25 protein-coding genes are annotated in these 24583 nt (G+C 56.9%); 13 read left to right on the forward strand and 12 right to left on the reverse strand.

Annotation, left to right across the window (positions count from 1 at the left end; translation table 11 throughout):
• Window positions 1-3: 3 nt before the first annotated feature.
• The gene (locus L085_RS17360) at window positions 4-384 is read right to left on the reverse strand and encodes a nuclear transport factor 2 family protein (protein ID WP_015377744.1); all 381 of its coding nucleotides are present in this window, start codon (window positions 382-384) and stop codon (window positions 4-6) included.
• A gap of 276 nt (window positions 385-660) precedes the next feature.
• Here L085_RS17360 and L085_RS17365 point away from each other — a divergent pair, with 276 nt between their 5' ends.
• Window positions 661-930 carry a hypothetical protein gene (locus L085_RS17365; protein ID WP_004938382.1) on the forward strand — a complete coding sequence of 90 codons (270 nt, stop codon included), beginning with the start codon at window positions 661-663 and terminating at the stop codon, window positions 928-930.
• On the opposite strand, the gene L085_RS17370 is transcribed toward L085_RS17365, so the two are convergent.
• On the reverse strand, window positions 927-1319 hold the full coding sequence (locus L085_RS17370; RefSeq protein ID WP_004938379.1) for a nuclear transport factor 2 family protein: 393 nt from the start codon (window positions 1317-1319) through the stop codon (window positions 927-929). The two genes, L085_RS17365 and L085_RS17370, sit on opposite strands and share 4 nt — an antisense overlap.
• A 231-nt stretch (window positions 1320-1550) precedes the next feature.
• Between L085_RS17370 and L085_RS17375 the strand changes: the two genes are divergently transcribed.
• The 4 genes from L085_RS17375 (at window position 1551) to gstA (ending at window position 4514) form a co-directional block, all read left to right on the forward strand.
• Entirely contained in the window at window positions 1551-2216 is a 666-nt protein-coding gene (locus L085_RS17375) for an HD domain-containing protein (protein WP_044032080.1), read from the forward strand.
• 95 nt (window positions 2217-2311) lie between these two features.
• On the forward strand, window positions 2312-2575 hold the full coding sequence (locus L085_RS17380; protein WP_019455965.1) for a DUF3811 domain-containing protein: 264 nt from the start codon (window positions 2312-2314) through the stop codon (window positions 2573-2575).
• Between the two features lie 356 nt (window positions 2576-2931).
• The gene (gene dapA, locus L085_RS17385; RefSeq protein ID WP_044031330.1) at window positions 2932-3816 is read left to right on the forward strand and encodes a 4-hydroxy-tetrahydrodipicolinate synthase; all 885 of its coding nucleotides are present in this window, start codon (window positions 2932-2934) and stop codon (window positions 3814-3816) included.
• Between the two features lie 92 nt (window positions 3817-3908).
• Window positions 3909-4514 carry a glutathione transferase GstA gene (gene gstA, locus L085_RS17390; RefSeq protein WP_004938367.1) on the forward strand — a complete coding sequence of 202 codons (606 nt, stop codon included), beginning with the start codon at window positions 3909-3911 and terminating at the stop codon, window positions 4512-4514.
• Between the two features lie 39 nt (window positions 4515-4553).
• Here gstA and pdxY read toward each other — a convergent pair whose 3' ends face one another.
• Complete coding sequence (gene pdxY / locus L085_RS17395; RefSeq protein WP_044031331.1) at window positions 4554-5414, reverse strand: pyridoxal kinase PdxY; 861 nt, start codon at window positions 5412-5414, stop codon at window positions 4554-4556.
• A 283-nt stretch (window positions 5415-5697) separates the two neighbouring features.
• Between pdxY and L085_RS17400 the strand changes: the two genes are divergently transcribed.
• Window positions 5698-8751, forward strand: a complete 3054-nt coding sequence (locus tag L085_RS17400) for a hypothetical protein (protein WP_044031332.1) — start codon at window positions 5698-5700, stop codon at window positions 8749-8751.
• 48 nt (window positions 8752-8799) lie between these two features.
• Here L085_RS17400 and tyrS read toward each other — a convergent pair whose 3' ends face one another.
• The 4 genes from tyrS to anmK all read right to left on the reverse strand — a co-directional run bounded on the left by tyrS (window position 8800) and on the right by anmK (window position 12424).
• On the reverse strand, window positions 8800-10074 hold the full coding sequence (tyrS, locus tag L085_RS17405) for a tyrosine--tRNA ligase (protein ID WP_044031333.1): 1275 nt from the start codon (window positions 10072-10074) through the stop codon (window positions 8800-8802).
• A gap of 138 nt (window positions 10075-10212) precedes the next feature.
• Window positions 10213-10866 (reverse strand): pyridoxamine 5'-phosphate oxidase, encoded by a 654-nt coding sequence (pdxH, locus tag L085_RS17410; protein ID WP_044031334.1) that lies wholly within the window; start codon window positions 10864-10866, stop codon window positions 10213-10215.
• Window positions 10867-10954: 88 nt separating this feature from the next.
• Window positions 10955-11257 carry an MliC family protein gene (locus L085_RS17415; RefSeq protein ID WP_004931294.1) on the reverse strand — a complete coding sequence of 101 codons (303 nt, stop codon included), beginning with the start codon at window positions 11255-11257 and terminating at the stop codon, window positions 10955-10957.
• A gap of 45 nt (window positions 11258-11302) precedes the next feature.
• Window positions 11303-12424 carry an anhydro-N-acetylmuramic acid kinase gene (anmK, locus tag L085_RS17420; RefSeq protein ID WP_044031335.1) on the reverse strand — a complete coding sequence of 374 codons (1122 nt, stop codon included), beginning with the start codon at window positions 12422-12424 and terminating at the stop codon, window positions 11303-11305.
• Between the two features lie 351 nt (window positions 12425-12775).
• On the opposite strand from anmK, the gene L085_RS17425 reads away from it, so the two are divergent.
• Window positions 12776-13240: a glycine zipper 2TM domain-containing protein gene (locus tag L085_RS17425; protein WP_025159710.1), complete on the forward strand. Its 465-nt coding sequence runs from the start codon at window positions 12776-12778 to the stop codon at window positions 13238-13240.
• Between the two features lie 93 nt (window positions 13241-13333).
• On the opposite strand, the gene slyA is transcribed toward L085_RS17425, so the two are convergent.
• Window positions 13334-13765: a transcriptional regulator SlyA gene (gene slyA / locus L085_RS17430; RefSeq protein ID WP_004931301.1), complete on the reverse strand. Its 432-nt coding sequence runs from the start codon at window positions 13763-13765 to the stop codon at window positions 13334-13336.
• Between the two features lie 180 nt (window positions 13766-13945).
• Between slyA and L085_RS24815 the strand changes: the two genes are divergently transcribed.
• From L085_RS24815 to L085_RS17440, 3 genes are read left to right on the forward strand one after another with little or no spacing between them, the layout of a single operon-like run.
• Window positions 13946-14182, forward strand: coding sequence for a DUF1656 domain-containing protein (locus tag L085_RS24815; protein WP_004931303.1), 237 nt, complete (start codon window positions 13946-13948; stop codon window positions 14180-14182).
• A 3-nt stretch (window positions 14183-14185) separates the two neighbouring features.
• A complete protein-coding gene (locus L085_RS17435) occupies window positions 14186-15049 on the forward strand; it encodes an HlyD family secretion protein (RefSeq protein ID WP_015377735.1) in 864 nt (287 codons plus the stop codon).
• Window positions 15050-15052: 3 nt separating this feature from the next.
• Complete coding sequence (locus L085_RS17440) at window positions 15053-17083, forward strand: FUSC family protein (protein ID WP_044031336.1); 2031 nt, start codon at window positions 15053-15055, stop codon at window positions 17081-17083.
• Here L085_RS17440 and sodC read toward each other — a convergent pair whose 3' ends face one another.
• A complete protein-coding gene (sodC, locus tag L085_RS17445; protein ID WP_044031337.1) occupies window positions 17084-17605 on the reverse strand; it encodes a superoxide dismutase family protein in 522 nt (173 codons plus the stop codon).
• Window positions 17606-17846: 241 nt separating this feature from the next.
• Here sodC and L085_RS17450 point away from each other — a divergent pair, with 241 nt between their 5' ends.
• Window positions 17847-19691, forward strand: coding sequence for a polyurethanase (locus L085_RS17450; protein ID WP_044031338.1), 1845 nt, complete (start codon window positions 17847-17849; stop codon window positions 19689-19691).
• Between the two features lie 59 nt (window positions 19692-19750).
• Here the strand turns inward: L085_RS17450 and L085_RS17455 are convergent, their stop codons facing one another.
• From L085_RS17455 to L085_RS17465, 3 genes are all read right to left on the reverse strand, one after another.
• Window positions 19751-20647 (reverse strand): aldo/keto reductase family oxidoreductase, encoded by an 897-nt coding sequence (locus tag L085_RS17455; protein WP_004931312.1) that lies wholly within the window; start codon window positions 20645-20647, stop codon window positions 19751-19753.
• A gap of 99 nt (window positions 20648-20746) precedes the next feature.
• Window positions 20747-20986, reverse strand: a complete 240-nt coding sequence (locus L085_RS17460) for a DUF1289 domain-containing protein (protein WP_015377731.1) — start codon at window positions 20984-20986, stop codon at window positions 20747-20749.
• A 23-nt stretch (window positions 20987-21009) separates the two neighbouring features.
• Entirely contained in the window at window positions 21010-21939 is a 930-nt protein-coding gene (locus L085_RS17465; protein WP_193378552.1) for a LysR substrate-binding domain-containing protein, read from the reverse strand.
• Between the two features lie 139 nt (window positions 21940-22078).
• Here L085_RS17465 and L085_RS17470 point away from each other — a divergent pair, with 139 nt between their 5' ends.
• Window positions 22079-22720, forward strand: a complete 642-nt coding sequence (locus tag L085_RS17470; RefSeq protein ID WP_004931317.1) for an NAD(P)-dependent oxidoreductase — start codon at window positions 22079-22081, stop codon at window positions 22718-22720.
• 138 nt (window positions 22721-22858) lie between these two features.
• Window positions 22859-24496: a phosphoethanolamine transferase EptA gene (gene eptA, locus L085_RS17475; protein ID WP_044031339.1), complete on the forward strand. Its 1638-nt coding sequence runs from the start codon at window positions 22859-22861 to the stop codon at window positions 24494-24496.
• The last annotated feature ends 87 nt before the right edge of the window (window positions 24497-24583 follow it).

Genomic DNA, 24583 nt, shown 5'->3' on the forward strand with positions numbered 1-24583 from the left:
CGGCTAGAGCGCGCCCTCATCCGGCACGCAGGGGCCGATCTTGAACCAGGCTTTGGCGATCCGCCCCTGTTCCACTTCATAGATGGCGATGACATCCATTTTGCCGCGCCCCTGCGGGAAATTGCGCGTCACCACTTCCTGATCGACCACCATATTGCCTACCGCCATGCGTTTTATCCGTTCGCCATACAGACTCGGCTCCTGGAAACGCACCAGATGCCGTTCACGGATCGCCGCCTTGCCGCTGGCCAGCAGCGTGTCTGGATGCTCGTAATACTGGGCATCGTCCGCCCAGCAGGCCATAAAGGCCTCGATGTCGCGGGCGTTATAGGCGTCAAGCTGTTGTTGAACCACATCCTGCGGGCGTGCCGTTTTATCGTTCATCACATCCTCCTGCCGAAGTTAACCGCCGCATGCGTCGAACCCATCACGTTAACCGCCCAGTGCTACAGCTTGATGACACGGCGAATTATGAATAAAAACCCAAAAATAACGAATAAATAACCTATCACACCCAATGAACAATTCAAGCGCCCACGCATAAATTTTCTGCGCCGCGCCAGGGGCGGTGAAAACCGCATGACGCCGCGCGTTAATCTTTGCGACGGTGAGGGAAATTCTGCTAATTTAGCGTGAACAGCCTGACGATAACGAAACGCTATGCAGCAAAAACCGGTGTTGGACGAAGCCAGACAGTTAAAACGACTCAACGCCGCCACGCGGCGCCAATCCCATATGTACAAATGGATCGCGCTGATTGCGGCGCTGGATGCGCTGTTGGTGTTTTGGTATGACCGGGATATGCGCAACGTCACCTTCTCGGGAGCGGTTGCGCTGGTGTGCGGCTATTTGTGGATCCGCGATCGCAACAAGGCCCGGGGTTACCGGCGCGAGTTTGACCGCAAATTCGGCAAGCGCAGCGGCGATTAAGGCTGCATCGCCTCCAGCACTTTAGCACTGTCGACGATCTGCACGAACTTCACGATTTTTCCGGCGCGCAGCGTATAAATATGCGCAAAAGAGGCGCTGAAGGATTTGCCGGTGGCCCGGTAGGTGCCGTGATAAAAACCCTGAGCGATCACGTTGTCGCCGGCGTCGTAAAAGTGATCGACGTCGGCGCGGTAACCTTGCCATTCGCTGCCCAGGCGCTGATGCACGTTCTTGATGATGTTCTCCGGGCCGATATAGGTACCGGCGTAAGGGAAACCGGCGGCTTCGGTCCACTCGGCATCGGGGGCCAGCGCCGCCAGCAGATTGCGGCCGTTTTCTTCGGAGCTGCCTTCATAGGTTGCGCGCACTATTTCAAGAGGGGTTGGCATGTCTCTTCTCCCATGGCTGATGAGGATATTCCGGCCATCCCCGCGGACACAGGCTCTCACCAGGCGGAGACGGCGGAATTCGGCTATTCTAGGTTGCTTGTTTCGCTGCAAAAACCGCAGTTATGACAATAGTGGGTTGCACTTTAGTAAACAATAGCCGTTTTACTGTCATTCTCCCGGCATCCGGCACGGCTATGCTGATTGACCGATTTCCCCCAACAGGAGCTGAACGTGTCTTTACCCTCGCTGACGCAAGAGCTGTTACAACCGTTTTCCCCCTACCAGGCGCTGGCACAAACGTTGCTGCCGCTCACCCTCGAGTCGGACGACGGTTCGCATGACGTCGCGCACCTGCACCGGATCTGGAAGAACTGCCGTCGGATCAGCAAGCTGGAAGGCGGCGACCGGCGCATTCTCTGCGCGGCGGTGCTGCTGCACGACGCCGTCGCGGTGGAAAAGAATTCGCCGCAGCGCCATCTGGCCTCGCGCATGGCGGCAGAGCAAGCCACGCTGACGCTGGCCCGGCTGGAATGGGCGCCGGCGGACATCGCGGCGGTGGCTCACGCCATTGAAGCGCACAGTTTTTCCGCCGGCATCCCGCCGCAAACGCTGGAGGCGAAGATCCTGCAGGATGCCGATCGCCTCGACGCTATCGGCCTTATCGGCGTGGCGCGCTGCTTCTATATCGGCGGCCGTATGCGCAGCGCGCTGTATGACGCCGCCGATCCGCGGGCCGAACATCGTCAATACGACGACAAGCGTTTCTGCCTCGACCACTTCGAAACCAAACTGTTCAAGCTGCAAGACGGCTTCCAGACCGCCGCCGGGCGGCAGATGGCCGAACAGCGCACCGAACGCATGCGGCGCTTTGTCGACGATCTGCTGGAGGAGGTGTAATGCCGGCCTACGGGGCATTTTCGTTATGCCCATAACATTTTCGGTCATATAACGCCGCTAAACTGTAAGTCAACTTCACCGAACGGGCGGCACAGATGAAAAAGTTGACGTTGAAAGAGATGACGGAAAGCGAACAGCGGGAAGTGAAAACCGAATTGGACAAGGCGCGTAAAAGCCATGGCAGGCCGCTGACCAACGCCGAACAGCACAAGGTCAAGGATGAGGCGGTGGCGCGCATCATGGCCGCCAGAGCGAAGCTCGCCAAGGCGGAGCGTGCAGAACGCAAAGCCAACCGCTACCGGCCAAGTGGCGACACTTTCAGTTGGTCTGCCACCATCGGCTCCCGCCCGCCGCGCTGAGCCAACCCTCCCCGCCGCGGCGGGGATTTTTATTTATTAGCCAAACTCATCCTCACCGGCGAATCATGAATAACAATGTTATCAATCTGTTGTAAATTGACAGCCTGATGAAGAATATTCATTATCACCCCACTTCCCCTTTTCGCGAGACTGCCATGGCCTACCCACGCAACGCTGATATTCTGATGACGCCTGCGTTGCCCCTTGGCGGTTTGGCGGCGGTTACATCAAAGAAACAGACGCTCATTTGACCGGGGCGCGCTGTCCCGTCAGATGAGCTGACTGGATGGCACGCAACGCCCCGCCTTCAATTTTCTCATCTGGCTTCTCTGTCGGTCACACAGAAGGAATATTTTATGGCCTCATTTTCGGGTATTTGGGTGGCGATGGTTACCCCTTTCAATCACGACGCCGTCGACCTGCCGGCGGTGCAACGCCTGGCGCGGCACCTGCTCGACGCCGGCATCGATGGTCTGGTGGTCTGCGGCTCCACCGGTGAAGCCGCCGCGCTGAGCAAAGAAGAACAGCTGGCGGTGCTCGACGCCGTATTGGAAGTGGCGCCTGCACGCCAGGTGGTGATGGGCCTTTCCGGCAATAACATGGCCGCCACGCTGCAGATGCAGCAGGCCATTCAGCTGCGCGACATCGCCGGCGTGCTGATCCCGGCGCCTTACTACATCCGCCCTTCGCAATGCGGCCTGATCGACTATTTTACCCAGTTGGCCGACGCCTCCACCGTGCCGGTGATCCTGTACAACATTCCGCAGCGCACCGGCATCGCCATGGAGCTGGCCACGCTGCGCCGGCTCGCACGCCATCCGCGCATCACCGCCATCAAGGACTGCGGCGGCAACCCTGACACCACCATGGCGCTGATCGCCGATGGCGAAATCGATATGATGACCGGGGAAGACAATCTGATCCTCACCACGCTGTGCCTCGGTGGCACCGGCGCCATCTCCGCCGCCGCGCATGTTCACCCGGAACGTTTCGTCCAGTTGGTGCAGCAGGTCGCCGCCGGCGATCTGGCTGCGGCGCGCAGCAACTTCTATGAGCTGCTGCCGATGATCCACCAGATGTTCAGCTTCCCGAATCCGGCGCCGGTCAAGACGGTGCTGGCCCAGCAGGGGCTGATCGCCAACGAGTTGCGTTCGCCGATGCAGGTGGCGCCGCCGGCGCTGCAGCAGCAGATCGCCGCGACGCTGGCGCAGCTGCAGCCCGCCGAGGCGATCGTCGGTTAAATTTGTTAGCTAAGCCGCTGTAATTTTGGTGCTATGGGACTACGATGAGAGGTTAAGCATGCCCGTCATTCGTCATCAACAAGGAGCTTCCGATGAAACTGTTCTATAAAGCCGGCGCCTGTTCGCTGTCCCCGCATATCGTGCTGCGTGAGGCAGGGCTGGATTTTACGGCGGAGAAGGTCGATCTGGCGCAGAAGAAAACCGAGAGCGGCGCCGATTACCTCGCCATCAACCCCAAGGGACAGGTCCCGGCGCTGCTGCTGGATGACGGCAGCCTGCTGACCGAAGGCGTGGCGATCGTGCAATACCTGGCGGACCGTGTGCCGGATCGCAACCTAATCCCGGCGGCGGGCACTCTGTCGCGCTACCACGCGATCGAATGGCTGAACTACATCGCCACCGAGCTGCACAAAGGATTCAGCCCGCTGTTCAACCCGAAAACGCCCGAGGAATACAAAACCATCGCGCGCGCCAGGCTGGAGCAACAGTTCAGCTATCTGGATTCGGTGCTGGCGAAGCAGCACTTCCTGTTGGGAAACCGTTTCAGCGTGGCCGACGCCTATCTGTTCACCGTGTTGCGTTGGGCGTTCGCCCTGCAGTTCGACGTGCGCAAACACGCCCATCTGGCGGCCTGGTTCGATCGCGTGGCGGCGCGCCCGGCGGTGGATGCGGCGCTGAACGCCGAAGGATTGAAGTAAACATTCGGCCCCGGTGGCTATCGCCGGGGCCCGTTGCACTTACAGTTTTACCGCTTTGAACTCGCTGCGCGGTTGCACGATCCGATCCTGCGCCGCCACTACCTGCAGTTCGTACTCGCCCATCGCCTGCGTGGTCAGCATCACCTCATACACGGCGGCGGTCACGTGCTCCAGCGCTTTATCCAGCGCCTCGCCCTTCAGCAGATCCACCAGCAGCAGACCACTGGTCAAATCGCCGACGCCGACCGGTTGACGCGCGCCGAAGTCCACCAGCGGCCGGCTGATGTGCCAGGCCTCCTCCGCCGTCACCAGCAGCATTTCAAAACAGTCGGCGTGATAGCCGGCCCGGGCCAGATGCTTGACCAGCACCAGCCGCGGCCCTTTGGCGATCAGCGCGCGGGCGGCCTGCACCGCATCGGCCACGTTGGCGACGGCCATCTGGCTCAGCATCTCCAACTCCAGCAGGTTCGGCGCCATCATGTCGCTGCACGGCAACGCCTGGCGGCAGTGAAACTCGGCCACGCCCGGTGCCACGATGCAGCCTTTTTCCGGATGTCCCATCACCGGATCGCAGAAATACCAGGCATTCGGGTTCGCCTGCTTAACCTGGCGCACGATCGCCAGAATATGGTCGCCCTGCTCCGGCGAACCGATATAGCCACTCAACACCGCATCACAGCGCTTCAGTTGATCGATATTGGCGATGCCCTGCGCGATCTCGGTCAGGTGATTGGCCGGCATGACGCAGCCGGTCCACTGGCCGTATTGCGTATGGTTGGAGAACTGTACCGTATTCAGCGGCCAGACGTTGACGCCCATACGGCGCATCGGAAATTCAGCCGCACTGTTGCCGGCGTGACCAAACACCACGTGCGACTGGATAGAAAGAATGTTTTTCATCGGAACAACTGACCTCGCCATGCCGTGTGCATCAGCCCGCGGCGAAATGATAATGGGTGCACAACGCGAAAACGTCATGCCGGCGCTGTTAAAAACAAGAAATAAGAGGAATTTTTATGCTTTCGACGGCGGCATATTGTAGCGAAAACACATCGGCAAAAAAAGCGCATATCCTACAGGTAACCGTACCAACGGCGTATGTGCACTCAAAACAACCGATTTGCTTTTTTGTCATTCTTGGCTGTACTTAAAGTTCACTGAGTCTTGCATTTGGGGAGCAAAAATGAATTTCATTTCATTACAACAAGATACAGCCATTATTTTCTATGCAATCATGGGCCGATATGCAGATAACCAAGAATTGACATACTTTACAAGGCAAATCGAGAAAGCGTTATACGACAATGTATATTTGGCTAACCAGCTTATTGACTCTCCCAGTGGCCATCTTCGCTATAACGGCTTAACTACTGTGCAAAAAGTAGAATATATCTATCATAATGCGACCGGCCAATCTCCTTCACCTACCAAGTTGGACTTGTTAGTCAATCAAGTCAACGCGGGACTCTCTTTAGGTCAGTTAGTCAGTAACTTAATCAACGACACTCGTCATTACATCGGCAACGACCCCACTACAACCGCTCAGCAAAAACACATGTTCGAGACTATTAACGCTACGCTATATCCAACACCAGCGACCTCGGCTACTAGTGCTGCAGCTGACGTACAAGGGATTTATTATACTATTGGCAGTCTATTTAATGCTGATGGCGTCAATTATTGGAGCAAGGCTATTGCGGATGGACGGGTTAGTGTCAATTATGTCGCTAATAACTTTGTAGAATCACGAGCATGGTTGCTTTCATTGAATAATGACGAATTCGTCAAGAGAATATACAAGTGCATTTACGACTTAAACCCCGATACTACAACCGTAGCTAAATACAGCTCAGGTCTAAATAACAATAGCGAAACACGAGGTGACGTCATCATCCGTTTAATGACCGACGTTCGCAATGATGTAGATAACAGTATTGCCAAACAAAACTTTCTAAAAGCCACGCACGTCTATGGCTCTGGAGAATTTACGCCATTAAAGATGCAAGAAAATGTAGCGGTATTATTCCAGCTACTGACGACAACTACCGGATTAGATGCCAGAGGACTTGACAGTTTTAGTAGAATGTTAGACAGCGGAAAATCTGAACTAGCATTATTGACACTTCTTACGCAGTCTACCTCACATTTTAGTTCCGCCTCAGACTTTAGTTCACTTTATATCAAACTATATGGCCAAGCTTTAACTAATGAGCAAAAAAACGTTATATTGCAACAAGCGGAGAACAACGCCTTACAGGCGACATTAAATATTATAGAGGCATATCGCAATGGGAAATCACCATTGAATGATGGCCCTCTCCCGCTAACCAAAGACATTGCCACACTTGAACAACAGATAGGCGAAAAATTAGGTTACCAGGAGAATGGAAAAATCACACTGGATCGAGACGGCGCATTGATTGGCGATATTAACTCAGGGAGCATTCATAGATTATCACATGCCGAAATTGGCGTCCTTAACTCTGCTTCTCTGGATGTTAATTATGCCAGCGCAATCGATCTTAGATTTGCAAAATCATTAAAAAACTTAACATTACAAGGCGATTACGCCGCCAATGCCATTGTTATTAACTCATTGAGTGGAAGGTCGATAACTCTTTACCTCAACAAAAACAATCTGTTAAATGCAGACAATATCATTGAGCTCACCGAACTTGCCAGTAGCCGATTGATAGCCGATCAACTCAATATTGCCGACTCGAAAATAAATATGAGTCTCAGTGGAAACGAACTCACTCGATTGCTATGGAATGGCAACAGTATTGCAGGGGGAGCAAACGCTATCGATAAAGAGTTTCTGGCAACGTTTTTAGCCAAGTCTTCTTCTTCGCAGAGCAGTATTTCTGCTAATTTTATCAGCAAAAACGTATACTTGACATCTAACGGCGGCAATGGATATGACGCCGAAATTATAAGTAATATAAATCAGTTTTTGTATTTTGGCGGTATAGAACTTGGTGGTTATCGTGGTACAGGAAACATCTATCTTAACGGTGAGTTAATATCAACCGAGGGAAAAAATATTTTTGATTTCGGTCTATTAAACCAAACTGCCAAGGTCTATGGCACTTATCCTCAACCAATAAAGATTCTGGCTCAAGGTGAACTACCGAAAACACCTACCGATGGAGGTAAAGCCACTGGCTCTTCGGGATTAATCTTGTCCGGTATGACTGATGATGTAAAGGTAATTAATACCAGTTGGTCCAGTATGCTTACGATAAATGGGGATGCCTCTGCTAGCAGTAAATTGACGCTTGAAATGGCAAAACACCTCGTCGATGATGCTTTCAAAATCAACATAGGCGCTAATAATGGCGGATGGATTAATGCAGGGAAAATAAATATAATTAGCCAAGATAAAACGACTCAAGAAAGCCTGAAATTAGAGTCAAGTGGAAACACAATAAATACAATTTCACTCGGGGGAAGCGATAACAATATATCAAATATCACAGTTACCGCCAGTACACGACTATACCTAACCATTAAAGAGGATTTTAGTGATACGCTGCAATCCATAGAATTACCTGAAAATGATCCACGCCACAATGCCGTCATTGATCTTTTCCTCGAGAAAGGTGGTAGTGGTGGTGGCGCTTTCTATTCGCTTCTGTCTTCTCTAAACAACACATCCCCTTACGAGCATGTCATTAGCAGTCTTTTTGGTAACTTATTGGATATAGAAACCTTCAACGGCGGTAACTTTACGGTACATGGCAATACAATCATTGGAAACTCAACAACTGGCGTGCGAAACGTATCCTTCGAAAATAGTAAAATAGATGATTTAGTCACCTTAAATAGATACAGTTACGATCAAATACATGCTGGGTCAGCTGATAGAAAGTGGAATTTTGGGCCGAATGAAAAAGGTAACATTGAAATTTATGGTAACATTAGTCAACCTAATCAAATTAATACGTTATTTAATTCATTGGCAATAAATAACACTGATCGTGCGTTTGATGTTTTAGCCAAGGCAATGTCAAAAATCACCAAAGGTGCCAGTGAAAATAGTTTAGCTGAGGTGGGCGCAGTGGGAATGGGTGACAACATCTATGTTATTATCGACAAAAACCACAATCAGAAATTCGACGAAAATGATACTGTTTTTTCTATCGCAAATGAAAATATCTATTCATTAGCAAATACTCTTCATTATCAAGCTCCTACAATTGATCTTAACGGTTTTGCGCCGGACTATTTTGCTTAAAAAAATGGCCCGGAAATATTTCGGGCCATTCATATGGGACTATTTTATTTACTGCCAATCCACCAGGCAGTAATGCTTTTTGCCGCGACGCAACAGCGTGTAACGGCCAAACAGACGATCCGCATCGCTGAAGCGGTATTCGGCATCGGACTGCTTCTCGCCGTTGATGGTTACCGCGTTGGAGCCGATCATGGTGCGCGCCTGGCCGCGTGACGGCACCAGCTCGGCATTCACCAGCGCCTGCTGCAGATCGGCGTCGCGGTCCAGTTTGATGGTCGGCATGCCGTCCTGCGCCAGCTGGGCGAAGTCCGCTTCGGTCATGTCGTGCAGCGCTCCGGAGAACAGACTCTGGGTGATGCGCTTGGCGGCCGCCAGGCCTTCCGCACCGTGCACCATGCCGGTCACTTCTTCCGCCAGCACGTATTGGGCGCGCGGCGCCTTACCGCTGTTCTTGTCTTCTTCTTCCAGCGCGTTGATGTCTTCCAGGCTCATGAAGGTGAAGAACTTCAGGAAGCGGTAGACGTCGGCGTCGGCGGTGTTGATCCAGAACTGGTAGAACTTGTACGGGCTGGTTTTTTCCGGCGCCAGCCAGACCGCGCCGCCCTCGGTTTTACCGAACTTGGTGCCGTCGGCTTTGGTGATCAACGGCACGGTCAGGCCGAACACCTGCTTTTGGTGCTGACGGCGCGTCAGATCGATACCCGAGGTGATGTTGCCCCACTGATCGGAACCGCCGATCTGCAGCTCCACCTGGTGGCGGTTATACAGCTCGGAAAAATCGTAGCCCTGCAGCAGGTTATAAGAGAACTCGGTGAAGGAGATGCCGGAGTCGTCGCGATTCAGACGCTGCTTGACCGCTTCCTTGTTGATCATCTGGTTAACGGAGAAGTGCTTGCCGATGTCACGCAGGAAGGTCAACACGTTCATGCCGCCGAACCAGTCGTAGTTGTTGGCCGCGATAGCGCTGTTGCTGCCGCAGTCGAAATCGAGGAACGGGGAAACCTGTTTGCGGATCTTCTCGACCCACTCGTTCACCGTATCGGTGGTGTTCAGCTTGCGCTCCGCCGCTTTGAAGCTCGGATCGCCGATGAGGCCGGTGGCGCCGCCCACCAGCGCTACCGGCTTGTGGCCGGCCAGCTGGAAGCGCTTCAGGCACAACAGAGGAACCAGATGGCCCAAATGCAAGCTGTCAGCGGTCGGATCGAAACCGCAATACAGTGCAATTGGCCCTTGCGCCAGTCGCTCCGCTAACGCTTCCTCATCCGTAACCTGGGCAACGAGGCCCCGCTCTTGCAGTTGTTTAATCAAGTTGCTGCTTGCCATCAATGACTCCATGTATAAACGAATGCACCTTTACCGGTACACGGCCTTTCGCCCAGTGGCGAAATAAAAATTCAGGGTAACGCATAGAATAAAGCGCCGGCGGCATCAGCACCAGCGCTTAGAGAGGATTTTCCGCCTTCAGGGTGCCAGTCGGTCAATTTTCCAGTCATTCCCGTCCCGCTGATACAGGAAACGGTCATGCAGGCGGTGGGCGCCACCCTGCCAGAACTCGACGGAGTCGAATTTCACGCGGAATCCGCCCCAGAAACTCGGCAACGGCACCTCGCCCTGCTGGAACTTTTGCTTCAACTCGAGGAATTTGCTTTCCAGCACGCCGCGCGCGGAAATGCGTGACGACTGCTGCGACACCCAGGCGCCGATTTGGCTGTCCTTCGGCCGGCTATGGAAATACTTCAGCACGTCGAGGGTCGACAGGCGCTCCGCCTGACCGAGGAAAATCACCTGACGATCGAGCATGTGCCAGGGGAACAGCAGGCTGATATGCGGGTTTTGCGCCAGCTGCTGCGCCTTGCGGCTGCCGAGGTTGGTGTAGAACACCAACCCCTGCTCATCGAAATGCTTGAGCAGCACGATGCGCTGATACGGCTGGCCGCGTTCGTCGACGGTGGCGACGCACATGGCGGTCGGATCGGCCAGGCGCGCGTCGCAGGCCTGTTTCAGCCAACGCTCGAACAGCTCGAGCGGATTGGCGGTCAGATCGTTGCGGCGCAGGCCGCCCCGGGTATATTCACGGCGCAGGTCCGCAACATCAAACTCATTCTTTTCAATCATCTGGGTTATCGACCAACTGAAAAATCCGTCGTTACATTCTGCGCCTGCGGCGCCAGGAACTCAATCGCTCCGACGCCGCCGCTGACCGTCACTCCGTCAACACGCAGTCGCTCATGACTACCTTGCCGTTGCGCTCAAGATAGGCGTTACGGTCTTTCGACCAAAAAGTGTATTTGCCGTCGCTGTATTTGGCGCCGGTCAGCGCCAGCACCTGCTTGAGATGCAGCTGCTCGCCATCCATCAGCAGGCTGACTTCGCTCGCCTTGCCGTCGAGCGCCACCGTCAGCGGCGTAGTGCCGCACTGGTAGTGCATCGTCTGGCTGCTCTGCGGCAGGATGTAGCTGCAGCCGGACAGCGCCAGCGCGCCGGCGACGAAAATGACTTTTTTCATGCTGTTGCTCCTTAGAAAAATCCTTCACAGGCTATCCTAACAGAGCTAACGGCCCCCCAATGGCAAAACCGGATAAATCCCACCCAGCACCGTTTCACGGCTGGCGCCTGTCACCGAAGGTAGGTTGCCGGCCTGGCCGGACAGCGTGCGAAACGCCAGCCAGGCGAAGGCCAGCGCTTCCATGTCGTCGCCGCTGACGCCGCAATCGTCGGTCAGGCCGACCTCAGTGCCCGGCAGCAGCGCCGACAGGCGCGCCATCAGCAGCGTGTTGCGCGCCCCGCCGCCGCAGACCAGCAGGCGCTCACACCCGCCGGCCAGCTGCACCTGTTCGCTAATGCTGACGGCGGTCAGCTCCGTCAGCGTGGCCTGCACGTCGACCGGCGCAATCGCCGGTAGTCCGGCCAGCTGACGCTCCAGCCAGGCGATGTTGAAATACTCGCGGCCGGTGCTTTTCGGCGCAGGCAGCGCGAAGTAAGGGTCCGCCAGCATCTGCTGCAACAGCGGCAAACAGACGCGCCCCTGCATGGCCCAGCCGCCGTCCTGATCGTAAGGTTGCGCGCGGTGGCGCCAGATCCAGGCGTCCATCAGCATGTTGCCCGGCCCGGTGTCGAAACCGCGCACCGGCGCACCGGGCAACAGCAGAGAGAGGTTAGCAATGCCGCCGACGTTCAGCACCATACGCCGCTCGACGGGATGCCCCAGCAGCGCCTGATGAAACGCCGGCACCAGCGGGGCGCCCTGCCCGCCGTACGCCATGTCGCGCCGGCGGAAATCGCCGACGGTGGTGATATTGGTCAGCGCGGCGATGCGGTTGTTATCGCCGAGCTGCATCGAGAAACGCACGTCGCCTTCCGGTTCGTGCCATACCGTCTGGCCGTGGCAGCCGATAGCGGTGATATGATCCGCGTCAATGCCGGTTTGCTTCAGCAGGCCGAGCACCGCCTCGCCAAACAGCGTGCCCAGCTGTGCGTCCAACCGGCCGACGGCGGCCAGCGTGGTTTGCTGCCCCTGGCACATCCCCAGGATCTCTTTTTTCAGCGCGATCGGCATCGGATGACTATAGCTGGCCTGCTGCGCCACCATGCGATCGTCAATCGCGGCCAATACCACATCGATTCCGTCCAGACTGGTGCCGGACATGACGCCTATATAGCGGCCTGACTTCATAGCAACATCCTCTAACCCGCACGGTAAGCAAATTTTATCCTGACAAATAAACCAGAATTGACGAATTAACGCCATGAATTATGATGCTTTTTTTACGCACCGTGAGCCAGATGCGTCTCTGTGGCACATTTTATGTGTTAAACCGTGCGTTAACCGGCAACGGAATGTCGGTGAGGCTGTCATAAAGGTAAACCGCGGTTTATTATTGGTTGAACAGAGAAAAGTTAAGCTGCGTGCAGCGATGAGGCATGGCGCTGTATCAACTTTCAGCCATACTTTGTCTATCATTTTCACTGAATCTTGCCTGGTGAGCATTGCCAGGTTATGGACTACTACCATCAGGAGTTTTATATGATCAAGCGTCTTCTCGTCGTTGCCGTCGCCGCCGTTACGTTGGCTGGGTGTGCCAATGAATCCATGTCCGGCGATGTCTACTCGTCCTCGCAGGCCAAGCAGGTGCAGAACGTCACTTACGGGACGCTGGTTTCCGTGCGTCCGGTTAAAATTCAGGGCGGCGAAGGCTCCAACGCCTTGGGGATGATCGGCGGCGCGGTAATTGGTGGGTTGTTGGGCAACACCGTTGGCGGCGGCACCGGCCGTACGTTGGCTACCGCGGCGGGCGCTATCGCCGGCGGCGCGGCGGGCAACAGCATCGGTGAAGTGGCCGGTCGTACCTCAGGCTACGAGCTGGAAATCAAAACCGACCAGAAAGAGAACATCGTGGTGGTGCAGAAAGCAGGTGACACCAAGTTCAGCCCGGGTCAGCGCGTGCGCATGGCGCGCATGGGCGACACCATCACCGTCTCTCCGCTGTAAGTCAGCAGGCGGCACACGGCAAACCGGAGGCAATCGCCTCCGGTTTTATTTCTGATGCTGTGAAACTGTAATCGTAGAAAAATAAGAATATTATTATTTGTTCTGCAGTTCGGTGATATTTTGTTCTAACTTGCCAATCAGCCCTACCAACAGATGCACTTCGTCGGCGGTAATGCCGCTTAAAATCTCACTGCGTGTAGACGTGATCACACTGTCCACTTCCCTGATGATCGGATCGGCCGCTTCGGTCAGCTTGATGCGCTTCGCGCGGCGATCGTTGGCACAGGTGTGACGCGTGATCAGCCCCTTCTCCTCCAATTGGTCCAGCGTGCGAACCAGTGACGGTTGCTCGATACCGATCGCCTTGGCCAACTGGATTTGCGACTGCTCCGGCGGCAAACGATTGATATTGTGCAAAGTGACCCAGTGCGTTTGGGTCAGCTCCAACGGCTTGAGCCGATGATCGATGAGCGCGCGCCAAACACGAACTAATCGTGCTAAATCTGAACCTAATGTTGACTCCACTTCCCCCTCCTTATAATTAGCATGCTAACATTACCTCCCAGAGTTTAGACTATTTTGGGTAACTCACATTAAAAACACAAATGTATATAATGTATATTGTGGAAATAGCCACTATTTTCGGCCGTTATCGTTTAATCGTTATGCAAACATTCAACATATTCACCCTTAGGGATTGTTAATGTGAATACATCATGGTTACACACCTCATCCCCCTTACCCGATTTGGTCCTGGGGGCATCGCTTTATTTTCCACCTATATTTAAAGCTTTTTTACTAGGACTGGTCTTATGGCTGCTGATTCATCAACTGCTGAGAGACTGGATGTATTCCGGTGAAATCTGGCATCCCATGTTGATGGACCTGTCCATTTTCGTTCTGACCGTCAGCGGTTCCTTATGGATTTTAGCGAGTTGGTAACCCATGCAGCATAAAACATTAAAATACTTCTCTACGGTGATCGTCTGCGCCATTGCCGTCTGCGCCGGTTGGTGGCTCTGGAATTATTATATGCAATCCCCATGGACCCGTGATGGAAAAGTGCGCGCCGAACTCGTCAATATCACCCCTGAAGTCTCTGGAAGATTAGAGAAAATAAGCGCGAATGACAATCAGTTCGTACCTGCGGGAAGTCTGATTTTTACCCTCGACCCGGTGCCCTACCAGATCGCGCTGGACAATGCCGAGGCCGCGGTGGCAAAAGCGCAATCGGATCTGGCCAAGGCAGACCACGAAGCCGCCCGACGCCGCGGGTTGCCGCGCAACGTTATTTCCGCTGAAGATTTGGACGAGTCCAATTTAGCCGCTCAGGCAATGAAGGCCGCCTATAAAGCCGCCCTGGCCAACCTGGAACAGGCCAAATGGAATTTGAGCAAAACTAAAATTTACGCGCCGACCGACGGTTATATCACCAATCTGCAGGCGCGGGTCGGGAACTACGCCAACGCCGGCACGCCTTTGGTCGCGTTGGTGGATGTCCATTCGTTTTATGTACTCGGTTATTTCGAAGAAACCAAGCTGAAACATATAAAAGAAGGCAATAAAGCCGATATTGTCTTATATAACGGCAACACCCCGCTGCAGGGAGAAGTAGAGAGTATCGGCCGCGCCATTTACGATCAGAGCGTTGACAGCAACAACGATCTATTAATGGACGTTAAGCCCAATGTTCCCTGGGTGCGTTTGGCTCAGCGCGTGCCGGTGCGGATAAAATTGCTCAACGTGCCCGCCGATTTGACGCTGGTTGCCGGCACCACCTGCACCATTTCGATTCATCAGCGGAACTAAAGTGTGAACCTGCCCTTTCTGGAGTGGAGCCGTGCCCCCTGGGGTAAGGCGACCGGCGGCCAATGGCGCTATGCGCTGCGCAACTCGCTGGCGATGTGTCTGGCGCTGTGGGTCGCGTTCGTGCTCGAACTCGACGAACCCTATTGGGCGCTTACCTCCGCCGCGGTGGTGAGCTTCCCCACCATCGGCGGCGTGATCAGCAAAAGCATCGGCCGCATCTTCGGCAGCCTGGTGGGCGCCGCCGCCTCGGTGGCGATCGCCGGCCACTGCCTGAACGATCCCTGGCTGTTTACGCTGTTCATCGCCGCCTGGATCGGGTTGTGCACCTACGTCTCCAACCATTACCAAAACAACGTCTCTTATGCCTTCGCGCTGGCGGGCTATACCGCCGCCATCATCGCCTTCGGCACGGTCAACGTCACCGATACCCAGCAGATCTTCGACATCGCCCAGGCGCGAGTTTGCGAAGTGATCACCGGCATTCTGTGCGGCGGGTTGATGATGATGATCCTGCCCAGCACCTCCGACGGCGAAGCCCTGATGACCTCGCTGCGGCGCATGCAACTGCGCCTGCTGGAGCACGCCGCCATGCTGTGGCAGCCGGAGGTCACCGCGCAGATGCGCACCTCGCACGAAGGGGTCATCGGCCAGATCCTGACCATGAACCTGCTGCGCATTCAGGCATTCTGGAGCCACTACCGGCTGCGGCGGCAAAATAACCTGCTCAACTATCTGCTGCACCAGCAGCTGCGCATTACCAGCGTCATCTCCAGCCTGCGCCGCATGCTGCTGAACTGGCCGGATCGCCCCGTCAATCTGATGCCGGTGCTGACGCAACTGCTGGACGAGCTGCGCGACCCCGCCACCGATAAATATCGCTTGGCGCGCCTGCTCCAGCAGATCGCGCCGCACGATCCCGCGGACTATCGCCATCGCGCCTTCTGGCTGCGGTTGCGCGATTTCTGTTGGCTTTACCTGCGCTGCAGCCGCTGGCTGCGGCGGTTGGAAAGCGCCACGGCGGTCAGCGATCTCCAACCGCCGCGCGCCACTTCGCTGGCGCGCCATACCGACAGCTATGAAGCCGCCTACAATGGCCTGCGCACCTTTTTGTGCATCGTGATCGGCTGCGCCTACTGGATCAACACGCAATGGGACGCCGGCAGCGCGGCGCTGACGCTCACCGCCATCAGCTGCGTGCTCTACTCCTCCACGCCTTCGCCGATCAACAGCGTCAGCACCTTGCTCAAGGCGGTGCTGCTGCTCTCGGTCGCCTGCTTCGTGGTGAAATTCGGTTTGATGATCCAGATTGACGATTTCTGGGTGTTCTGCGCCTTCCTGTTCCCGATCCTGGTGACCATGCAGATGCTCAAGCTGCAGAACCCGCCTTATGCCGCGCTTTGGGGGCAGCTGATCGTCTTTATGGGCTCGTTTCTGACCGTCAGCAATCCGCCGAGCTATGACTACCAGTCCTTTATCAATGACAACATCGCTAAAGTCGTCGGCGTGCTGCTGGCCGGGCTGGCGTTTCAGATCCTGCGCCCCAGCTCGGACAAACGCAAAAGCCGCCGCATTATCCGCGCGCTGCGGCGCGACTTTATCGATCAGTTGAGCAAACGGCCGCAGCAGAGCGAAAGCCAGTTTGAATCGCTGATCTACCATCGCATCAGCCAGCTCAATCAAAGTCAGGATCAGGAGGCGCGCACCTGGTTACTGCGCTGGGGCGTGGTGCTGCTCAACTGCAGCCATATCGTCTGGCAACTGCGCGACTGGCAAACCCGATCAGATCCGCTGTCGGCGGTGCGCAACGTCTGTATCCACTGCCTGCGCGGCATCATGACGGAGAAAGGCGTGCAGCACAGTTCGCTGGACGCCACGCTGCAGGAATTGCTGCGCATGAGCAACGCGCTGGCGCACCACCCGGAACAGGCGGCGCGCGATCTGGCCGGCCTGATTTGGCGGCTCTACTGCTCGCTGCAGCAGTTGCAACAGGCGATGGGCCAGCCCACCGCCGCACCGGCCGTTAGCGGCGGGTGATCACTTGATCACGCCGCAGGCGAAGCGCGCACCGCCGCCGCCGAGCGGCTGTGGATGATCCGAGTGGTTATCGCCGCCGGCGTGCACCATCAGCGCCTTGCCCTCAATTTCGCTGATTTTTTTCAGCCGCGGCGCCAACACCGGATCGTTCGCCATGCCGTCGGCGGTCACATAGATGGCCGGCAAATCGCCCAGATGCCCGTCGGCATAGGGTCCGAGGTGTTTCCCGGTTTTTTGCGGATCAAAATGCCCGCCAGCCGCCAGCGCCGCCACCGCCTTGCCGTCCTTCATGCCCGGCTCGCAGCTGCCTTTCTCATGCACATGGAAACCGTGCACCCCGGCCGGCAAGGCTTTCAGGCTCGGCGTGAACAGTAAGCCGTAAGGCGTTTCGCTGATGGCCACTTTGCCGATATCCTGACCGATACCCTGCCCGGTCACCAAATTCATCTCAACGTCGACCGTCGCCGCCTGAGCGACCCCGCAGGCCATCAGGCCAAGCGCCGCATACCAATAACGTTTCATCAATCAGTCTCCTTAATGACTATATCGAGTTATCAGTATAGGAGAGCCAACGCCAGCACTGTTAACCAACGCACAATCTCGCCAATTTGATTCGCGGGCCTAATATTTAGCACCAATAATAATTCTACCGATGTTGGTCCTCTGACCAGCTGTCGTTCGGCTAACGTTGTTTCCCTGTTTCCACCGCCGACGCGCGAGAGTTCACTTCCCGGCCAGGCGGCATACTTCATAAGGAACTGATATGGGCATCTTTAGCTATAAGGATCTGGACGAAAACGCGTCAAAGGCGCTGTTTTCCGACGCCTTGGCCATCTCTACCTACGCTTACCACAATATCGATAACGGCTTCGATGAAGGCTATCACCAGACCGGTTTCGGGCTCGGTCTGCCGCTGACGCTGATCACGGCGCTCATCGGCAGCACCCAGTCGCAGGGCGGCCTGCCCGGCCTGCCCTGGAACCCCGACTCCGAACAGGCCGCGCAGGAAGCGGTAAATAATGCCGGCTGGTCGGTGATCGATGCCACGCAGTTGGGTTACGCCGGCAAAACCGATGCGCGCGGCACCTACTACGGCGAGACCGCCGGTTACACCACCGCGCAGGCCGAGGTGCTGGGCAAATATGACAGCGAAGGCAATCTCACCGCCATTGGCATCTCATTTCGCGGCACCAGCGGCCCGCGCGAGTCGTTGATCGGCGATACCATCGGCGATGTGATTAACGATCTGCTGGCCGGGTTTGGGCCGAAAGGCTACGCCGACGGCTACACGCTGAAGGCGTTCGGCAACTTGCTGGGCGACGTGGCGAAATTCGCGCAGGCCCACGGGCTGAGCGGCGAGGACGTGGTGGTCAGCGGCCACAGCCTCGGCGGGCTGGCGGTCAACAGCATGGCGGCGCAGAGCGACGCCAACTGGGGCGGCTTCTACGCGCAGTCCAACTATGTCGCCTTCGCCTCGCCGACCCAGTACGAAGCCGGCGGCAAGGTGATCAACATCGGTTATGAGAACGATCCGGTGTTTCGCGCGCTCGACGGCACCTCGCTGACCCTGCCGTCATTGGGCGTTCACGATGCGCCGCATACCTCCGCCACCAACAATATCGTCAACTTCAACGACCACTACGCGTCGGACGCCTGGAATCTGTTGCCGTTCTCCATTCTCAACATTCCGACCTGGCTATCCCACCTGCCGTTCTTCTATCAGGATGGCCTGATGCGGGTGCTGAACTCCGAGTTTTATTCGCTGACCGACAAAGACTCGACCATCATCGTCTCCAACCTGTCGAACGTGACGCGCGGCAGTACCTGGGTGGAAGACCTGAACCGCAACGCGGAAACGCACAGCGGGCCGACGTTTATCATCGGCAGCGACGGCAATGATTTGATCAAGGGCGGCAAAGGCAACGATTATCTCGAGGGCCGCGACGGCGACGATATCTTCCGCGACGCCGGCGGCTATAACCTGATCGCCGGCGGCAAAGGCCACAATATCTTCGATACCCAGCAGGCGTTGAAGAATACCGAGGTCGCCTACGACGGCAACACGCTTTACCTGCGCGACGCCAAGGGCGGCATTACGCTGGCGGACGACATCAGCACCCTGCGCAGCAAAGAAACCTCCTGGCTTATCTTCAACAAAGAAGTGGATCATCAGGTAACCGCCGCCGGATTGAAATCGGACTCAGGCCTCAAAGCCTATGCCGCCGCCGCCACCGGCGGCGACGGCGATGACGTGCTGCAGGCTCGCAGCCACGACGCCTGGCTGTTCGGCAACGCCGGCAACGACACGCTGATCGGCCACGCCGGCGGCAACCTGACCTTCGTCGGCGGCAGCGGCGATGACATCCTGAAGGGCGTCGGCAACGGCAACACCTTCCTGTTCAGCGGCGATTTCGGCCGCGACCAGCTGTATGGCTTCAACGCCAGCGATAAACTGGTATTTATCGGCACCGAAGGCGCCAGCGGCAATATCCGCGACTACGCCACGCAGCAAAACGACGATCTGGTGCTGGCCTTCGGCCACAGCCAGGTCACGCTGATCGGCGTCTCGCTCGATCACATCAGCACCGATCAGGTGGTGTTGGCCTAAAGATCGGCATAAAAAAAGCCGGGCGCTTTCGCCGCCCGGCTTTCCTCTTTCTGCCCGCCTTAAGGCACGTCATACCCCAGCGCCGCCTTGCGAATGCGGAACCACTGCTGGCGGCTCAGCACCAGTTTCTGCGCCTTCAGCGCCGAACGCACCCGCTCAATCTTGCCGGAGCCGATGATTGGCAACGGCGACGACGGCAGGCGCATCACCCAGGCGTACACCACCTGCTCGATGGTCTCCGCGCCGATCTCTTGCGCCACCCGCTGCAACTCGTCGCGCAGCGGCTGAAACTCGGCGTCGTTGAACAGGCGCCCGCCGCCCAGGCAGGACCAGGCCATCGGCTTGATGCGCAGTTGCTGGCACTGGTCGAGCGTGCCGTCGAGAATGGCCGGTTGGTGAATCGGCGAGATCTCCACCTGGTTGGTCGCCAGCGTGAACGGCAGACGCGACTGCAGCAGTTGGAACTGCGCGGGCGTAAAGTTGGATACGCCGAAATGGCGCACCTTGCCGCTTTTGTGCAACGCAACGAAGGCTTCGGCTACGTCGTCAGCGTCCATCAACGGATCCGGGCGGTGGATCAGCAGCAGATCGAGGTAATCGGTATGCAGATGGCGCAGTGACTGTTCCGCACTCTGCACGATATGATCGCGGTCGGTGATGTAATGCCCAATCGGGTTACCGGGCTTGGCGGTGGTGGCGATGCCGCACTTGGTCACCAATTCCAGCGACTGGCGTAGCGCCGGCTTCAGACGCAGCGCGTCGCCGAACGCCTGTTCGCAGGCATAGCCACCGTAGATATCGGCGTGATCGGCGGTGGTGACGCCCAGTTCGACATGCTGTTCGATGAACGTCAGCAGCTGCTGCGGTGACATGCCCCACTCCATCAACCGCCAGTAACCGCAAATCATGCGGGAAAATTCAGGCCCCTGCGGCGCGAGACGAATACGTTCTACCATTGCGAAAACCTCATGACATTAGTTGTCAGCCAGCATACACAAGCCGGTGAGGCACAGGGAAGCGGTAAGCCACACGAACGTGCGGCAGATCAGGAAAGGTTAAAACAACGACGGCTGCTCCGGCAGCGGCTCGTCAGGCGCTTTATTGGCGCGCTGCAGCCGCAGGAAGCGTTGACGGCACAGGCGCAACACCTCGCGCTTTTGCGCATCGCTCATGTTCATCCAGCCGAAACGCTCCTCGCGGCTGCGCAGGCAGCCACGGCAGAACCCACGATCGTCGGCCTGACAAATGCCGCGACACGGGCTGGGGATGTCGAAAAACTCAAGCTGCTGCGCCACGGGGCTCCTCCTGCGTTCTCTTGCTAATTGAAGACGCCATCGCCGCCGCTGGCAAGTCCCTTTTCTCCTTTGCGGCGAAAATAGTCACGCAAATAGCGCAGCGCCTGGCGGCTTTTCTCCGGCATAGTGCGTTCCAGCGTCAGCGCGTGCAGCCGCAGCGGCGCCGGCCGCCACTCCGGCAACAGCAGCAACAGCTCGCCGCGCTGCAGTTCGTCGCCAATTTCATACAGCGGCTGAACGGAAATGCCTAGCCCGGCGCGGGTAAAGGCGCGCATCACGTTCATGCTCTCGCTGACGATCTGTCCTTCCGCCAGCCGCAGCTTGACCTGCTGGCCGGACTGGTGCTGCAAATCCAGATGCGCCCCGCTGTAGCCGCTGGAGATCCAGCGGTGCTGTACCAAATCCTGCGGTTTTTCCGGCACCCCATGCTGGCTGAGGTAACGCGGTGCGGCGCACAGCACCATCGGCCACGCCGTCAGCGGATGCGCAATCATATTGGCGTCCGCCAGCTGCCGGTTGGCCCGCAGCGCAATGTCGACCCGCTGTTCTATCATATCGACGATGCGATCGTCCGCCAGCACTCGCAGCGTCAGCTTGGGATGCGCCTGCAACAGCGGCGACAACGCCTCCGCAAGCGATCGGCCGCCGATGCCGACCGGGGTGGCGATGCGCAGCTCCCCCACCAGCGTATCCCGCAGCTCCGCCAACCGCTGCTCCGCCTGCAGCGCCTGTTGCAGCATCGCCTCGCAGCCGGGATAGAACGCCGCTCCTGCCTCGGTCAGCGCCAGACGGCGGGTGGAACGATGCAGCAACGGCACCCCAAGCGCCTTCTCCAGCGAGCGCATGTGCTGGCTGACCGCCGACGGCGTCATGCCCAGCCGCCGTGCCGCACCGGCCAGCGAGCCCTCCGCCACCACGGTGGCGAATACCGCCATTCGATTGAGTTTATCCACGATTATGAAGTTTTACTTAATCAAGAAAGCATGAATATGGCACTAATCACGGCTATTGTTAAGGACTAGAGTAGAAACCACGCGGCAGGCACCTCGGCCTGCCTCACGATACTGAACCTATCCCCGAAGGAGCATACAGATGAAAGTAGCCATTATTGGAGCAACCGGTTTTGTTGGCCGCCGCGTGGTGGATGAAGCGCTGGCTCGCGGTATTCAGGTGACGGCAATCGCGCGCCAGAAAAAAGAGTTGCCGGAGCACGCCAATCTGACCGTCGCACTGGGCGACGTCGCCGATACGGCTTGGCTGGCGGGACAATTGCGCGGCCAGGACGCGGTGATCAGCGCCTACAACCCCGGCTGGGGCGAAGACAACCTGTATGAGAAAACCACCCGCGGCGCCCAGCAGATCCTCACCGCGGTCGAGCAGGCCGGCGTCAAACGCCTGTTGGTGGTCGGCGGAGCCGGCAGCCTGGAAGTGGCGCCGGGCGTTGAACTGGTGGATACGCCGCAGTTCCCGGAAAATATCCGCCCCGGCGCGCAGGCGGTGCGCGATCTGCGCAACAAACTGCGTAACGAGTCGGCACTCGACTGGACCTATCTTTCGCCGGCCGCCCTGCTGGAGCCGGGCAAACGCACCGGCCAGTTCCGCCTCGGCACCACGCAACTGCTGATGAACGGCGAAGCGCCGGCCAGCATTTCGGTGGAAGACCTGGCGGTCGCTATCGTTGATGAGATTGAAAAGCCTCAGTTTATTCGTGCGCAATTCACCGCCGCCTACTAAACCGCCCCGCCGCCAGGCCGCTCGGCCTGGCGTTTTCCGCGTATTCTTCGCCGCCAGTAATCTGAGTTTCTAAGGTTTTCTTAAGTTTCATCCGGTAGATTTCAAGGCATTATCTACTCTCAGGATCCAGATTTGGCAATGTGGTTACGTCAACGCTTACGGTGCAACAGCCTCGGTTTTATCCTCGCCACCGCCCTGTTCTTCACTCTGTTCCAAAACGCGTTATTCCTGCATCGCGCCTGGTCGTATATCACCTTCGATAGCGTCCACAGCGTGATATTCGCCGCCAGCATGCCGGTGGTGATCTTCTGTTCGCTGAATATTATCTTCAGCGTGTTGACCGTGCCCTACCTGCGCAAACCGCTGATCGTCTTTTTCTTGCTCGGCAGCGCCGCAGCCAACTATTTCATGTTCAGCTATGGTGTGGTGATCGACGGCAACATGATGCAAAACGCCTTCGAAACCAACCCTCAGGAGGCGACCGCGCTGCTGACGCCGCGCATGGGATTGTGGCTGACGCTGCTCGGCATTCTGCCGGCGGTGGCGGTCTGCTTCACCCAAATTCGCCAGACTCGCCCCTGGTGGTACATGGTCGGACTGCGCGCCGCCAACGTCATGCTGTCGTTGGTGGTGATCCTGATCGTCGCCGCGCTGTTCTACAAAGACTACGCTTCGCTGATCCGCAACAATAAAAGCGTGGTGAAGATGTTGACGCCTTCCAACTTCGTGGCCGGCACCATCAAGTTTACCGAACAGCGTTACTTCACCCGCAATCTGCCGCTGGTCAAGATCGGCGAAGATGCGCGTAAAGGGCCGCTGATCGCCAGGCAGGCCAAGAAAACGCTGGTGATCCTGGTCGTGGGAGAAACCGCCCGCGCCGAAAACCTCTCCCTAGGCGGCTATGAACGCGAAACCAACCCGCGCCTGAAGCAGGACGACGTGGTCTACTTCAAAAACGCCAGCTCCTGCGGCACCGAAACGGCGATCTCCGTGCCCTGCATGTTCTCCAACATGCCACGCAAGGAGTACGACGCGACTCAGGCGACGCACCAGGAAGGCATGCTCGACGTGCTGGCGCATGCCGGTGTCAATGTGCTGTGGCGCGATAACGACGGCGGCTGCAAAGGCGCCTGCGACCGGGTGCCGCACATCGACATGACCAAGCTGAAACCGCAGCAGGACTGCGACGGCGAGGTTTGCATGGACAACGTGCTGTTGTACAAGCTGAACGACTACATCAATAGCCTGAAAGACGACGGCGTGATCGTGCTGCACCAGATGGGCAGCCACGGCCCGGCTTACTACCGCCGCAGCACGCCAGAATTCCAGGCGTTTTCGCCGACCTGCAACAGCAATCAGATCCAGGATTGCAGCCATGAACAATTGGTGAACACCTACGACAACTCAATCCTGTATACCGACGCGATGCTCGATGCCACCATCAAGCTGCTGCGGCAGTATGACGACCGTTTCAATACCGCGCTGGTCTATTTGTCCGATCATGGCGAATCGCTGGGGGAAAACGGCATGTATCTGCACGGCACGCCTTATGTCTTCGCACCGAGCCAGCAAACGCACGTGCCTTTCCTGATGTGGATGTCGGCCGACTATCAGCGCAATTTCGGCATCGATCGCCAGTGTCTGAATACGCTGGCAGAAAAGGACGAGGTTTCGCAGGACAACCTGTTCCACACCCTGTTGGGTATGCTGAACGTACAAACCCGCGAATATCAATCCCAGTTGGATATCCTGCAACGCTGCCGCAACGCGGCGTAGCGCTTAACTTCCGCGTGCCGCTGGGGCACAATAGTTTGCAGACAACCGGCGTTTTGTGCGCCGGTTTTTTTATTCCCATTGACCTAG

Origin of the sequence: Serratia sp. FS14, from assembly GCF_000695995.1 — a bacterium.
Classification (GTDB): domain Bacteria; phylum Pseudomonadota; class Gammaproteobacteria; order Enterobacterales; family Enterobacteriaceae; genus Serratia; species Serratia nematodiphila.

Excerpts from the sequence above, each read along its gene's own strand:
- L085_RS17360 (WP_015377744.1), bottom strand. The coding sequence starts at position 384 with ATGAACGATAAAACGGCACGCCCGCAGGATGTGGTTCAACAACAGCTT.
- L085_RS17365 (WP_004938382.1), top strand. The coding sequence starts at position 661 with ATGCAGCAAAAACCGGTGTTGGACGAAGCCAGACAGTTAAAACGACTC.
- L085_RS17370 (WP_004938379.1), bottom strand. The coding sequence starts at position 1,319 with ATGCCAACCCCTCTTGAAATAGTGCGCGCAACCTATGAAGGCAGCTCC.
- L085_RS17380 (WP_019455965.1), top strand. The coding sequence starts at position 2,312 with ATGAAAAAGTTGACGTTGAAAGAGATGACGGAAAGCGAACAGCGGGAA.
- dapA (WP_044031330.1), top strand. The coding sequence starts at position 2,932 with ATGGCCTCATTTTCGGGTATTTGGGTGGCGATGGTTACCCCTTTCAAT.
- gstA (WP_004938367.1), top strand. The coding sequence starts at position 3,909 with ATGAAACTGTTCTATAAAGCCGGCGCCTGTTCGCTGTCCCCGCATATC.
- pdxY (WP_044031331.1), bottom strand. The coding sequence starts at position 5,414 with ATGAAAAACATTCTTTCTATCCAGTCGCACGTGGTGTTTGGTCACGCC.
- L085_RS17400 (WP_044031332.1), top strand. The coding sequence starts at position 5,698 with ATGAATTTCATTTCATTACAACAAGATACAGCCATTATTTTCTATGCA.
- tyrS (WP_044031333.1), bottom strand. The coding sequence starts at position 10,074 with ATGGCAAGCAGCAACTTGATTAAACAACTGCAAGAGCGGGGCCTCGTT.
- pdxH (WP_044031334.1), bottom strand. The coding sequence starts at position 10,866 with ATGATTGAAAAGAATGAGTTTGATGTTGCGGACCTGCGCCGTGAATAT.
- L085_RS17415 (WP_004931294.1), bottom strand. The coding sequence starts at position 11,257 with ATGAAAAAAGTCATTTTCGTCGCCGGCGCGCTGGCGCTGTCCGGCTGC.
- anmK (WP_044031335.1), bottom strand. The coding sequence starts at position 12,424 with ATGAAGTCAGGCCGCTATATAGGCGTCATGTCCGGCACCAGTCTGGAC.
- L085_RS17425 (WP_025159710.1), top strand. The coding sequence starts at position 12,776 with ATGATCAAGCGTCTTCTCGTCGTTGCCGTCGCCGCCGTTACGTTGGCT.
- L085_RS17435 (WP_015377735.1), top strand. The coding sequence starts at position 14,186 with ATGCAGCATAAAACATTAAAATACTTCTCTACGGTGATCGTCTGCGCC.
- sodC (WP_044031337.1), bottom strand. The coding sequence starts at position 17,605 with ATGAAACGTTATTGGTATGCGGCGCTTGGCCTGATGGCCTGCGGGGTC.
- L085_RS17450 (WP_044031338.1), top strand. The coding sequence starts at position 17,847 with ATGGGCATCTTTAGCTATAAGGATCTGGACGAAAACGCGTCAAAGGCG.
- L085_RS17455 (WP_004931312.1), bottom strand. The coding sequence starts at position 20,647 with ATGGTAGAACGTATTCGTCTCGCGCCGCAGGGGCCTGAATTTTCCCGC.
- L085_RS17470 (WP_004931317.1), top strand. The coding sequence starts at position 22,079 with ATGAAAGTAGCCATTATTGGAGCAACCGGTTTTGTTGGCCGCCGCGTG.
- eptA (WP_044031339.1), top strand. The coding sequence starts at position 22,859 with ATGTGGTTACGTCAACGCTTACGGTGCAACAGCCTCGGTTTTATCCTC.